This is a genomic window from Pedobacter sp. 01N310, assembly GCF_056399805.1.
This window is the reverse complement of sequence record NZ_JBFTSB010000003.1, coordinates 139,589-152,292: the sequence shown is the minus strand read 5'-3', so window position 1 is coordinate 152,292 and position 12,704 is coordinate 139,589. Positions and strand designations below refer to the sequence as shown.

Annotated in this window: 14 protein-coding genes; 4 read left to right on the top strand and 10 right to left on the bottom strand. The window is 41.2% G+C overall.

Going from position 1 to position 12,704, the window contains the following annotated elements; translation table 11 throughout:
- Positions 1-9 precede the first annotated feature (9 nt).
- The 6 genes from AC1DNH_RS08835 to AC1DNH_RS08810 all read right to left on the bottom strand — a co-directional run bounded on the left by AC1DNH_RS08835 (position 10) and on the right by AC1DNH_RS08810 (position 6,423).
- Positions 10-3,162 (bottom strand): SusC/RagA family TonB-linked outer membrane protein, encoded by a 3,153-nt coding sequence (locus tag AC1DNH_RS08835; RefSeq protein ID WP_167346242.1) that lies wholly within the window; start codon positions 3,160-3,162, stop codon positions 10-12.
- Positions 3,163-3,202: 40 nt separating this feature from the next.
- Positions 3,203-3,382, bottom strand: a complete 180-nt coding sequence (locus AC1DNH_RS08830) for a hypothetical protein (RefSeq protein ID WP_057934928.1) — start codon at positions 3,380-3,382, stop codon at positions 3,203-3,205.
- A gap of 66 nt (positions 3,383-3,448) precedes the next feature.
- The gene (locus AC1DNH_RS08825) at positions 3,449-4,606 is read right to left on the bottom strand and encodes a FecR family protein (protein WP_057934929.1); all 1,158 of its coding nucleotides are present in this window, start codon (positions 4,604-4,606) and stop codon (positions 3,449-3,451) included.
- Positions 4,607-4,659: 53 nt separating this feature from the next.
- The gene (locus tag AC1DNH_RS08820) at positions 4,660-5,244 is read right to left on the bottom strand and encodes an RNA polymerase sigma factor (RefSeq protein WP_057934930.1); all 585 of its coding nucleotides are present in this window, start codon (positions 5,242-5,244) and stop codon (positions 4,660-4,662) included.
- 313 nt (positions 5,245-5,557) lie between these two features.
- A complete protein-coding gene (locus AC1DNH_RS08815) occupies positions 5,558-5,701 on the bottom strand; it encodes a DUF417 family protein (protein ID WP_083505527.1) in 144 nt (47 codons plus the stop codon).
- Positions 5,702-6,045: 344 nt separating this feature from the next.
- The gene (locus AC1DNH_RS08810) at positions 6,046-6,423 is read right to left on the bottom strand and encodes a nuclear transport factor 2 family protein (protein WP_057934931.1); all 378 of its coding nucleotides are present in this window, start codon (positions 6,421-6,423) and stop codon (positions 6,046-6,048) included.
- A gap of 111 nt (positions 6,424-6,534) precedes the next feature.
- Between AC1DNH_RS08810 and AC1DNH_RS08805 the strand changes: the two genes are divergently transcribed.
- Complete coding sequence (locus AC1DNH_RS08805) at positions 6,535-6,864, top strand: winged helix-turn-helix transcriptional regulator (RefSeq protein ID WP_057934932.1); 330 nt, start codon at positions 6,535-6,537, stop codon at positions 6,862-6,864.
- Between the two features lie 175 nt (positions 6,865-7,039).
- Here the strand turns inward: AC1DNH_RS08805 and AC1DNH_RS08800 are convergent, their stop codons facing one another.
- The gene (locus tag AC1DNH_RS08800; protein ID WP_057934933.1) at positions 7,040-7,879 is read right to left on the bottom strand and encodes an MBL fold metallo-hydrolase; all 840 of its coding nucleotides are present in this window, start codon (positions 7,877-7,879) and stop codon (positions 7,040-7,042) included.
- Between the two features lie 160 nt (positions 7,880-8,039).
- Here AC1DNH_RS08800 and AC1DNH_RS08795 point away from each other — a divergent pair, with 160 nt between their 5' ends.
- Positions 8,040-8,981: an AraC family transcriptional regulator gene (locus AC1DNH_RS08795; RefSeq protein ID WP_245224606.1), complete on the top strand. Its 942-nt coding sequence runs from the start codon at positions 8,040-8,042 to the stop codon at positions 8,979-8,981.
- A 66-nt stretch (positions 8,982-9,047) separates the two neighbouring features.
- Here the strand turns inward: AC1DNH_RS08795 and AC1DNH_RS08790 are convergent, their stop codons facing one another.
- The 3 genes from AC1DNH_RS08790 to AC1DNH_RS08780 are packed head-to-tail and all read right to left on the bottom strand — an operon-like array spanning position 9,048 to position 10,312.
- Positions 9,048-9,218: a hypothetical protein gene (locus AC1DNH_RS08790; RefSeq protein ID WP_477585245.1), complete on the bottom strand. Its 171-nt coding sequence runs from the start codon at positions 9,216-9,218 to the stop codon at positions 9,048-9,050.
- Complete coding sequence (locus tag AC1DNH_RS08785; protein ID WP_057934934.1) at positions 9,218-9,403, bottom strand: nuclear transport factor 2-like protein; 186 nt, start codon at positions 9,401-9,403, stop codon at positions 9,218-9,220. Before AC1DNH_RS08785 ends, AC1DNH_RS08790 begins: the two co-directional genes overlap by 1 nt.
- A gap of 6 nt (positions 9,404-9,409) precedes the next feature.
- Positions 9,410-10,312, bottom strand: a complete 903-nt coding sequence (locus tag AC1DNH_RS08780) for an SDR family oxidoreductase (protein ID WP_057934935.1) — start codon at positions 10,310-10,312, stop codon at positions 9,410-9,412.
- 109 nt (positions 10,313-10,421) lie between these two features.
- On the opposite strand from AC1DNH_RS08780, the gene AC1DNH_RS08775 reads away from it, so the two are divergent.
- Together AC1DNH_RS08775 and AC1DNH_RS08770 are read left to right on the top strand one after the other, a co-directional pair.
- Positions 10,422-10,754: a winged helix-turn-helix transcriptional regulator gene (locus AC1DNH_RS08775; RefSeq protein ID WP_477625317.1), complete on the top strand. Its 333-nt coding sequence runs from the start codon at positions 10,422-10,424 to the stop codon at positions 10,752-10,754.
- A gap of 274 nt (positions 10,755-11,028) precedes the next feature.
- Complete coding sequence (locus AC1DNH_RS08770; RefSeq protein ID WP_057934940.1) at positions 11,029-12,693, top strand: alpha-L-fucosidase; 1,665 nt, start codon at positions 11,029-11,031, stop codon at positions 12,691-12,693.
- Positions 12,694-12,704 lie beyond the last annotated feature (11 nt).

The following is a 12,704-nucleotide window of genomic DNA, read 5'->3' as shown; positions in this document are numbered from 1 at the left end:
ACCATCGAATTAGAACGTAACATTTAAACCAGCAGAATATCCCCTTATAATCGGACTAGCCCCATAAGCCAGGCCCTGTAGCGTCTCCGGATCCCACCCATGCCATTTAGTCCATAGGGCAAGATTTTTTCCGCTTACGAAAACCTGTAGACTGTTCAGTCCTAGCTTTTTAGTGATCCGGCCGTCAAAATTGTACCTTAATGATACTTCCTGTAGCCTGACGAAATTTCGTTGCTGATAAAGCTGTGGATCTACTGCAGGTACACTGCCCGTAATCCTGTACTGTGCACCGGGGTTTGATGGTGTCCAGTAGTCTATTTCCTTGAACCAGTTGTTTCTGATCGCATTATCGCCCTGTTGGATCCCTAAATCAGTCCATGGATTGTTTACATTCATGTAACCATTTTTTCCACCTTGCACAGCATTCAGAAAGACAAAAAGAGAAATATTCTTGTAACTGAAAGTATTTCCGAAACTCACCCTGTAAGCAGGTTCCGTATATCCAAGGAATGTCCGGTCATTGGCGTCTATCTTTCCGTCACCATTGAGGTCTACCAGCTTATTGCTTCCAACAGCATAACCCGAAGGTGGTGTTTCCCCTAACTGCCATAATCCATTAGTCTGATAGTTATAAATCGTACCTATTGAACGGTCAACAAAAAGATTGCTTGCAACAAGGTCACCGGTACCAAGGAGCTCTTTTATCCGGTTTTTATTGGTGGCAAAGTTTATAACAGAGTTCCATTGAAAGTTCTCTAGCTTTAAGTTAACGGTGTTCACATTTATTTCTGTCCCAGAGTTCCTGATTTTGCCTACGTTACTTGGTATAGATGAAAAGCCTGTTATTTCCGGGATATTGATGTTATATAGCAGGTTGCTTGTAATGGTGTTATAATAATCTACACTGCCAGAAATTCTTCCTTTCAGTATAGAAAAGTCCAGTCCTGTATTTATCCCGACCGTTTTCTCCCAAGAAAGGTCGTTGTTTCCCATCGAATTTACAACCTGGCCAAACAAGGTCGTTCCACCATCACCAAATACATAAGCGGCACCCTGGCCAACTGTTGCCAGCGAAGCATAACGGTTGGTAAGATTCCCATTGGCGCCATAGCCTATTCTCATTTTTAAGTTGTCCAGCCAGCTAAAGCGCATAAATGATTCATTGCTTGCCACCCATGCAAATGCTGCTGACGGGAATATGCCCCATTTGTTGTTGGAGGCAAAGCCCGAAAAGCCATCTCGTCTAACCGTTGAGGTGAGAATGTATTTCTGGCGGAAGCCATAGCTCAGGCGCGCCGTTTGGTAATTGTATGTTTCGCTGTAAGCGCCCGAGGATATCTTTTGTATTGTTGCCTGGTCGAGTTTGTTATAGCCTAAAACAATATTGTTATATCCGGTACCATTGGCATTGGTGGTCTGGTAACCTGTTGATCTGGATCCATACACCATGGTGAGGTCAAGGGAATGGATATTATTTAAAGTTCTCTTGTAGGTGAGGATGTGATCCAGCGTACTGTCATAGGTATTATCATTTGTCTTGGATGCTGCTCCCGTAAAATTTGCAGCATACTGATTAGCGGAGTAGTTTTGGTTCCAGAAATAATTGTTACCATAGTTTATACGGTAGGAAAGTCCCGGAATGAACGGTAGATTCAGAATGCCATAGAAATTGCCCGAAAGATTGTTCCTGCGGTCATAATTGTTTCCCAAAGTAGCCAGGAAAGGATTGTTGATGGAGGCATTTGGGGTGAGTATGATATTTCCAGCTGCATCATAGGGTGTGTTCAATGGACTGTAAAGCATGATATCCCTCAAATTTGGCGATAGACCGGAATAATCAGCGAAGGAGGCGAATGCATTTGTACCGACTGTTAACCAATCAAATACCTTTGTTTCCAGATTCAATCTTACCGATTTCCTATTGAACTGATTATTGATGATAAACCCTTTCTGCTTGGTATATCCACCTGATAAGAAAAAGTTGGTCTTTTCGGTTGCATTGCTGATGCTTACCTGCTGGTCATATAAAAATCCGGAATTCGTAGCGGAACCATACCAGTCAAAATCAGTACCATTATCATAACCAGCCTGTTGTGTGGGGTCGAGTGCGGAGCGAACATTAAAGGCAGGATTAGGGGTTGTATACTCAGGAGCCAGATATGCCGTGCGCCAATTGATGTCCCTGACCTTCTGGATGAATTGTTCCCTGTTAAGGGGATGTAGGATATTTGCAGGATTCTGTGTAGCATAAGATGAAGAAAAATTGATGATCGGCTTGCTACCGATTTTCCCCTTTTTTGTAGTGATCAAAAGCACTCCATTTGCAGCGGTGGCACCATATATTGCCTTACTGCTTGCATCCTTTAATACATCGACAGATGCTATATCATTGGGGTTGATCCTGGAGAGATCGCCAGCATAAACGATACCATCTAAAACGATCAGAACGCCTTGAGAGCCACTTAGTGTAGATTGTCCCCTGACTTGTATGCTTGGGGTCTGCCCGGCAGAGGTTACCGGCCCAACATTCAAACCAGGAACAGCGCCCTGTAGGAGCTGGGCAATATTTGAATTTGGGGAAGTCCGGAAAGACTCCAGATCTGCCCTGACAATCGATCCGGTGACATCTGATTTTTTTTGGGTTCCATATCCAACAACGACCACCTCATCCAGATTTTTTGGTGTCGGAACCATGTTGATGACATTTGCGTTTCCCTCCAAATTTTGATATTCTTGGGTTTGGTAGCCAAGGTAGCTTACAACTAAAACGGCATTTTCGGGCGCCGTGATGGCAAAGTTTCCGGATGCATCGGTTACTGATATGTTCTTAGTGCCTTTAATGCTTACTGTAGCGCCGACGATAGGCCCACCGGTTTCATCGACGACCTTCCCCTTAACTTGGACGGGAGATACGGCACTGGGTATAGTTTTAGGGTTTTCGGTTTTACGCTTAAGCACTACCGTTTTATCGATAATGCTGAAAACAAGGGGCTGGTTTTCAAGAATGATGTTCAGCGCTTTGTCCAGCTGGACGTCTTTTATCGAAACAGAAACCCTGAGGTCTTTTACAGAAGCATCTTTGTAAAAAAAGGTATAGCCGGTCTGTTTGCGCAGCTCATCGAAGACCTGGGATAACGGTGTGTTTTTTTTAGATATGCTCACATTTTGAGCATACCCTTTTACCGATAACAATAGGCATGTACTAAGAAGTAGGAAAATGGCTGATTTTGTTATCGAAAATCGTATGGCCATGACCGTCCATGTGGATGGCGTTTCCGCACATGAATTTAATTTCATAATTTTGGTTTGATTTGGTTAGTTGAAAAATGCATTTGTTGGCTGGCTCGATCAAAGCCGGAAGTGTTTGCAGCACTTTCGGCATTTTGGCCCTGATTAATAGTGTATTTGATTCGTCATAGTCATTTATTAAGGGTTTTACATTATTTATTTAGGGTAATACAATAAGCTTTCTGTTTTCAAGTTTGAAATGTATATCGCCAAAAGCCAGGATTTTGAGTGCCTGGTTAAGCTTGATATCCCGGCGGATCTGTCCCTGGAAGAAATCATTTGGCACTTCACCTTTATAAACGATATCGACATCATACCATCTTGAAAACTGTCTAAGCAACGACCTAAGATCGGTGCGGTTGAAAATGAAGTACCCGTTTTTCCAGCCCACGACGTCGGAGGCATTGACCTTTATAATCTGGATTCCATTTGCCTGGGAGAGTGCCTGCTCATTGGGATGGATTACTTTAAACCCATTACTGTTAGTGCTGGCTACCTTCACCTTTCCCTCAAGCAGGGTAGTCTTGGTTACGGTTTCGTCCTCATATGCACTCACATTGAAATGGGTTCCGAGCACTTCTACGGTTTGTTTAGGTGTAACGACCAAAAACGGTTTATGACGGTTTTTGGTAACTTCAAAATAAGCTTCTCCTGTAAGATAGACTACACGCTCCTTATTTTCGAAAACCTTCGGGAAGCGGATAACAGAGCCAGAATTCAGCCAAACGTGTGTGCCATCAGAGAGTGTTAACTGGAACATACCCGAGCGTGGCGTGCTAAGCGTATGATAGACCGGCTGAGAATGGTCAGTTGAACCAGGGCGGCTCAGTTGGCTGTAGACCAACCTGTTTCCCGAAATTTTGCTGACCTTTGTTGAAATGTCGGTCTTGAGGTCGCCATTGCGGGCATGGGCAAGGTCGATTTTCTCGCCGTTATCAAGGGTTAATGTCGCCCTATTCGATCCCGGTAGCGCATCATATTGTATTGCTGACTGAACGGGTGCAGCCACTTTTGGGGTCAGGTATATCTTTGAAAGAAGGCCAAGACATATAAGAACGGTAATAACGGCCGCCGCGGAAAATAATGCTATTCTGCCATAGGATGGTCGTTTGACGACATTAGGAGTGATTTCCTTGAGGATAGAATCCAACATTCTTTGTTCTAACCCATATTCATCAGCGCCCTTATCTTTTTCCAGGTTCTTATGCGATGAATTGTACCATCGATCAAATTCTTCCCGTTCGGCCAGACTTATCGTATTTTCCTGCCATTTTTTGGCAAGTTCCATCATCCGTTCGATATTTTTATCACTATTCATCAAGCCCGTTTTATATACAGACAGCGCTGGAAGGAAAATCCCTATTTAAAAGATTAATTTTTTATCGAAAAGAACAAAAGCGCGAACAGAAGGATAGAAATAGATTCTTTTATTGTTTTCCTCGCCCTGGCAAGGTGGGCTTCAACTGTTTTTTCGGATATCGATAGTTCCTGCGCTATATTTTTTTGAGAGTAGCCGCTGACATATTTTAAATTAAAAATAATAGCTGATCTACTAGGGAGCACACTTAATGCCTTCTGGATATGGAGTTGCAGTTCAGAATAACTGATCTGCTGCAGGGTGCTGTAATCCGCTTCAGAATGGGTCTTTTTAGCCGTTTCCTCGTACCGGAGAATCTTCGCCTTTTTTGCCAGAAAATTGATTACCTGATTTTTGACTGCCACCGAAAAATAGTTGTCGAAGCCCTTAATAATTTCAAAGTGTTCACGATTACGCCATAGGTTACAGAAAATTTCCTGAACGATTTCCTCACACGCATACGCATCGTTGATGCGGCTTTTGGCCGCGAAGTATATTTTTTTCCAGTACCTGGTATAAATTTCTATAAATGCAGATTCTTGCCCCAATCTTAAAAGTTTGGATAACTCATCATCGGTCAGGTTTCTGTTTAGAGGCATAGTTTGATACTACAATTCAGATAAATTCTATTGGAAAAAATTAATTGCCGGTAAACTTTATAAGCCTTCAAAAAGCCAGCATTTCAGGGACTTCCACTATAATTACTTTTGCGAATGTAATTTTTTTTCTCAAAAGTGCAAACTTTTTAAAGAGTGTTTGATTTCTCAGTATCTGGAAGTTGCGTTTCAATAATAGGTAAATACTAAGCTCCTGCATGCCAATAGTAGTACCTCCTCTAGGTTTTCCGCGGAATAGGTTTTAATAAAGTCAAGCTTTTTGGGATGATTGATCTAACAATGATTGATATAATGCCTATCTGCGTGACAAATAAAGTCTTGCCGACTCCCTCATTTGGACTATTGCCTCACCAAGTATTACAATGTCTTTAAGGACCAATCTTCCGCGACCGGATAGATACGGAAAACCCCAGTTCAGATCATTTATTCTGGTATCCAACTTTCAGGAGTGGTGATCAGAAAGAATAATGTACCTACCGTCATCAAAAACGCAAGAAGGCTTGCCTCCATGCTCCAAGCTCCAAATTAGAGCAATTTCTGTGAAGCCCAACAAATATGCCTGTGATGATTAGAAATAACCCCAGCCTCATTGTGATTTAATAAAACTAAAAAGGTTGAGAGGCAATATCGAATAAAACCTGAGAGTCTTTTGAAATTATATGGGTTTTCTTAGTAATATAAATTAGTTACTTTAATGCTTGATGGTAGTGCTCAGCTTTGATTTAATCAGAGCTGGTTAGATGACAAATTGCGATCTTTCTGATTATTTACGGTACAATTAATTTAGAACATAGAGTTGTTATTGCCACGTTCATCAGGCATCGGCATCATTGCATCCCAATGTTCAGCTAATTTCCCATCTTCTATTCGATAAATGTCGATAAATCTCCATTCTTTTCCTGCCATTTCATAACGGGAATGAAGAAAAACAGTATCACCTTCCGCAACAACATGTTTGAACATGATTTTTTGTTTGGGAACACCTTGTGAAATAAGCATTTGAAGAAGCGCTTTCACGCCCTCAGGCCCATCGGGTGTTGTGGGGTTATGCTGAATGAAAGTGCTGCTCATGTATTGATCTACTCCTGTGGCATCCAAGTCGCCAAAAATTCTTTGATAAGCGGTAATAGCCAGCTGTTTGTTTGTTTCTTCCTGTGACATAGGTTTATATTTTAAAAATTACTTGTACGAAGGTAGGTTAACGACTACCTTCGTACAAGTACATACCAAATGGTTAGGTACTTACTAAATGGTTAGAAACACTGGGTGTCAATGGAAAAAAATCAGAAAATTATTTTACAGTCAGATGAAAACTGCCCGGTAAGGAAGTCGTTGATTATATTGAGTGGTAAATGGAGACTGTTAATAGTATTTCAAATAAACGAACGCGTAATAAGATACGGTGAACTTAAAAGAGCTATTCCTGGTATAAGCGAAAAAATGCTGATTCAAGAGTTGAATTTTTTGGTAGAGCATAAATTTGTGACCAAAAAATCGTTTCCAGAAATCCCTCCAAGAGTTGAATATAGTTTAACCAAGCTTGGCCTGGATACATTTCCTATTATTGACAAACTTGCAGCATTCGGATTGGAAAACTTATGATAATCCGCTATCGCAAACAACTACGCTAGTATAATCCGTTTCAAAAAAGCAGATCCTTTGCCCGAAAATTGCCTTTGGCCACGCCCGGGGTAAATGCAGTTGATTATTTTTGCATAAAAATACCCGCCAAAGTGAGTCAAATACTTTTTTTGGGCGGGTATTTTCGTTTTCTGATTTATTTGCCCAGGGTGAAAATCTCTGTATCCTTAAGGATCACAAGTTTGTTCTCACCGACACTGTTTTTCTTTGCTTCCTCGCTCAATGTGAGTCTTGTGGTACGGCAGTGGTCAAGCGCATCCATATGCACTGCAATTATTTTTGCTTTTCCGCTCGCAGATATAAGTTGCATAACTTGCTTTTCGTCCATAATAATCGGCACATTTTCAAAGCCTTTGATCTGGGCACCACCTGAGTTGACCACAATAATATCAGGTTTGATCCTTTTGATATTTTCTTTGATACGGTCGGTCCATATCGCATCGCCCATGATATAAATCGTCGGTTCATTTTTGGCACTTAATACAAAACCAGAGGTTTTGCCCATCATCTCCAATACTTTGCCTGATCCATGTTCCCCATTTATCCGCTCTATACTGATATTATCCCACTTTGTCTGGTTTTCAAGGGTCTCGGCATTGATGTAGCCTTTCGAACTGAAGAATACCTTATCTGCCGGCTGATTGATAATCTTTATAGATTTTTTCAAAATATTATTTGCAGCATCATCAAAGTGATCAGCATGCGTATGGGAGACCAATACTAAATCGACATTGTCTGTAATTTGTTGCATTGGCATCCGTATATCCACTGTAGGATTTCTTGCAATACCGGCCCATGACTCGATTGCACCTTTGGCAGAGAGCATGGGGTCAACCAGAATCTTGTGGCCACCATAGTGAATGATCAATGTAGCATTCCTTACAAGCTGAAGGCTGGATTTTGATCCGGACACTTTCTGTCCAAACGAGGCTATCGCTGTCAATGACAAGACAGCTGTTACTAATAATTTTTTCATGACTTAAACTTTACTTTTTTGGATTCTTCTATCTATGGCAACAAAGGTCGATAGAAGGCGTCGGTTATGGGATATCAAACCATGTTTAAAAAGTGGCGTTTTGATAACCATTGATCAGCAGTAATGATAGAATGGTTTTATGAGCACTAAGCTGAGCTATTTGAAACCAGTCTTATACACGAGAAAACGTTCAGATGAAAAGGTTACAGGAATTTTAGTAATTTTAACCGGATCGAAAAAATTGAAAACAATAAAATTCCATAAAGGCGAGTGCGGTGTACATTTTCTACTGAATGTATTAACAGAAAAGGATATTGACTATAGCCTTCAGGCAACATTTAATACTGATTACTTTGAAATTCTATTTTTTAAAAAAGCATCGGGAATTGTCTCGCTTAATGAGAAGCAAATAAACATATCAGATAATTCAATCATATTCATTTCACCCTATCAAAAGCGTAACTGGCAGCTCGATGTCGAGCGTCTGGAAGTTACGACATTAATATTTCAGGAGGAATTCCTTAACGACTTTTTCGCAGATAAGCTGTTTACCTATCGTCTGCTGTATTTTTACCAGCTCAGCTTCCCATTAACCATTACAATTGATCATGAGGATCTTCGAAAATACTGTAAGTTTTTGGCCGAAATAAAAACGGAGCTTATTGACAGTAAATTTGATAGTTCGCACATCATCCGATCTTTGACATATTATCTTTTACAATCGTTGAACCGTCAATATGCCAGCCAATACAGACTGCCTTTAAATGTTGATGGAAATACACAGATCCCTTTTTTGTTTAAGAACCTGATCGAACTTCATTTTAAGGAAAAACAGCGGATCGGAGACTACACGGAGATGCTTGGTGTCAGTAGGATTTCACTTAATAAAGCCGTAAAAGCTCAGTTTCAGATAACAGCAAGCCAGCTGTTAAAACAGCGGTTGTTATTTGAGATACAGGACCAGATCCTTCACTCTAATAGGACCATCAATGAAATTGCATATGATCTAAATTTCTCTGAGCCAAACAATCTGATGAGGTTTTTTAAAGTTCAGACTGGCATGACAACTTCAGAATTTATAGCCGGAAAAATTTTCATTTAAAACAATAATATTTAAACGGAGCCGCATAGCTTAAAGATTCCAGTCAGCTCCGTTCTATTCGAAAGGCTATTCTCCCCAAAACTCGTCGTCAACCGGCTGGTCTGCTGAAAACGTCCACACGTGGATAATCTTGTCCTCTTTGATTTCAAATAGGTCTAAACCTCCAAGGTTCATCGTTTTGCCTTCCTTTTGGGCGCTAAACCAAACTGGAACTGCTACCAGACCGGCATTTTCCATCATTTATCACTCATAATGCCTTCAAACATTTTAATAATTTCACCCAAGTTGTTTTTAATTCCTGCAAATTTGTTTCTGCCCGGTTGGTCCCATTGGGCCTCAAGGGCAAAAAACGAAAGTGCCCGCTCCATTTCGCCTTTTGCCAATGCATCAAAGTATGATGCTACAATATCTTTTGCATCCATATAATATTAACATTTATTAATAAAAAAATCCTTGTTTATTTTAGCCCACTGGGCCAACGATGTCATCTTTACAGGCAGCTTCTGCAATATTTTATCCATTTCAGAATTGAATTTCAGGGGATATTTATTGCTTTCCTGAAGGACTCTGTAATATGAAGCTACCGCGTCAGCTGCAGCATCACCAACAAATGGCGCTAAAATTCCTTTAAACTCTTCAGCAGGCTGTGTGTAGTAATCTATCTTCTCACTAACACCTTGAGAAAAGCGTTCCGCAAGCTCATCTCCCTTAAGATTTTCAAGCCCGCTTACCTGAAAAGTATCCGCAGTCAGATCGGCGCTGTAGATAGCTTCAACGACTAGCGCACTCACGTCCCTAGAGGCAATCCAACCGATTGGCATAGGCTCAGGAGTTGGATAGGCAAGTTTTTTCTTTTCGGAAACAAAAGGTGCACAGAAAGCGCCCATCATATTTTCCATGTAAATGGTGGGTTCGATTATTACGTACTGCAACCCGCTTTCCAAAAGATAATCCTTGACATCCAGTTTTACATCATCCGTGGGCATACCTGTCTTTTGGTCCGGCAGCCAACCGCTGGTATTCCAAACAACTTTTTTAACACCGTTCGCTTTGGCCGCGTCGATAACATTTTTTGAAAATTGGAATCCGTCAAGAGGGTTGGGCAACGAAACTGGAATCATAAAGGCAATTGCATCAATATCTTTTGTGACCTCTAGCATTTGCGCAGCGTCGCCCATGTTTCCAAACAAGGGAGCCGCACCAGCATCCTTTAACTTGGTAGCACCTTTTTCATTACTTGTTACAGCAAATACCTTTGCGTTTTTCTTTATTGCCTCAGGTATGATATTGAATTGTTGGGAGCCTGTGGCTCCAAATACTAATATTTTCATTTTTTTTATTTAAGGTTAACTAGAGCAAAATTCAATATTTACATACCTTTGTACAAGTACTTACCAAAAGGTTGGGCACATACCTTTTGGTTAGAATTATTGATTATCAATGGAAGAAAAAGCACAAAAAATTATTCCTTGCGACAAAKGATGTCCCGTTAAAGCATCATTAGGGCTTTTAGGAGGCAAATGGACACTGATGATAATTTTTCAGATCAATGATAATGTGATAAGGTACGGTCAGCTGAAAAAGGCAATTCCGGATATCAGTGAGAAAATGCTCATACAGGAGTTAACGATGCTGGTCAAAAATAAACTCGTCAGTAGAAAGGCTTACCCTGAAATCCCTCCAAAAGTTGAATACAGGCTGACCGACCTAGGAAAGAAAACCCTTCCGGTTCTTGATAAATTAATCGAATTCGGTCTGGAGAATTTGGTGTAATGCTGAAGGAAAGATCATTGGCCACCAAAGCGAGCGAGTTCTGTAGACGGTTTTGGATAAGTCAGGCAAGTTATCGAAATAGAGTTCGCTCGATCATATGGATTGTTAAGAAGGCTTATAGGATTGTTGCCTGAGTAAAAATCATGGCGATTTGGGTAAGTGAAGGATGTTCGAAAAGTCGGATTTTTATAAAAAAAAGTCATTTTTTTATAAAAATGTACCTGATCACATCGATAAATTTGTTTTTGTATTAGATCATGCTGACCAAATGTATATGAACCGTAGAAAACTTATCCAAAGCCTTAGCCTAGGTTTGCCTGCAATATTGCTTTCCAGTAAACTTTCTGCCCTGGCAATAAACAGGGATGCCGCAAAAGAATTTGTTGAAAAAATCTTAGCTGGACCATTTTCTCCAACTTGGGAGTCGCTCTCCAACTATCAGACGCCTGAGTGGTTTAGAGACGCAAAATTTGGAATGTGGGCTCATTGGGGACCACAATGCCAGCCGGAAGCAGGAGACTGGTATGCAAGGAACATGTACATGGAGGGCAACTGGAAATATAAATACCATGTCGAGAAATATGGGCATCCGTCTAAATTTGGATTCAAAGATGTAATCAATATCTGGAAGGCAGAAAAATGGGATCCGGAAGCATTGGTTTCCCTATACAAAAGCGCAGGGGCAAAATATTTCATGGCACTCGCCAATCATCACGACAATTTAGACTTATACGATAGTAAATATCAGAAAAATTGGAATTCGGTAAAACAAGGACCTAAAAAGGATATCATCGGCGGCTGGGCCGCCGCCGCAAAAAAACATGGGCTTCCTTTTGCTGTAAGTGTCCATGCAGCACATACCTGGAGCTGGTTTGAAACTGCTCAGCGAGCCGATAAAACGGGCCCGTTGGCAGGAGTACCCTATGATGGAACCCTTACCAAAAAAGATGGAAAAGGCAAATGGTGGGATGGACTTGATCCACAGGAACTTTACGCCCAGAATCATGAGCTCAGTAAAAACAGCGAAGATGATGGCATGATCCATAAACAATGGCATTGGGGTAATGGCGTAACTCCACCTAGCAAAGCATACATCGATAAATTCTTTAACCGGACAATCGACCTGATCGATAAATACCGCCCTGATATGATTTATTTTGATGATTCGCAATTTCCAATGTGGCCCATTAGTGATGCCGGTTTGAAAATTGCTGCTCATATGTACAATAAAAGCATTAAGGACAATGGTAAACTAACCGCAGTTATCACCGGTAAGATCCTCACCCAAGAGCAGCGGAAAGCAATGGTATGGGATATTGAACGCGGGCAGAGCAATAGTATAGAGCCTCTGCCATGGCAAACTGACACCTGCATCGGCGACTGGCACTACGATAGGGGGATATACGACAGGAAGGCTTATAAAACCCCAAAAACGATTATCCATACCCTGGTTGATGTGGTGAGTAAGAATGGAAACCTGATGTTGAATATTCCTGTTCGGGGTGATGGCACAATTGATGAACTGGAACGCAAAATTGTTGAAGAAATCGGTATCTGGATGAACGCAAATGGAGACAGTATCTATGGAACGCGGCCGTGGAAGATATTTGGAGAAGGACCGGCACAGAACCAGGCCGCTGCATTAACTGCACAGGGATTTAATGAAGGCAAAGGAAAGCCTTTTAGTCAGCAGGACATACGCTTCACCACAAAGGGAAACGCGCTTTTCGCTACTGTGATGGCCTGGCCAACTGACGGATCTGTGCTTATTACAAGTTTAGCGGTAGATAGTTCATCTTATCCCCAAAAAATAAACAGTGTACAGCTTGTTGCAACAGGCCAGGAACTGAAATTTGAAAGAAATGCAGATGGCCTTAAAGTTTACTTTCCTGATGTTATGCCATCGGCTGCTTATGCCAATCCACTAAGAATTGTTTAATGGTATTGTTC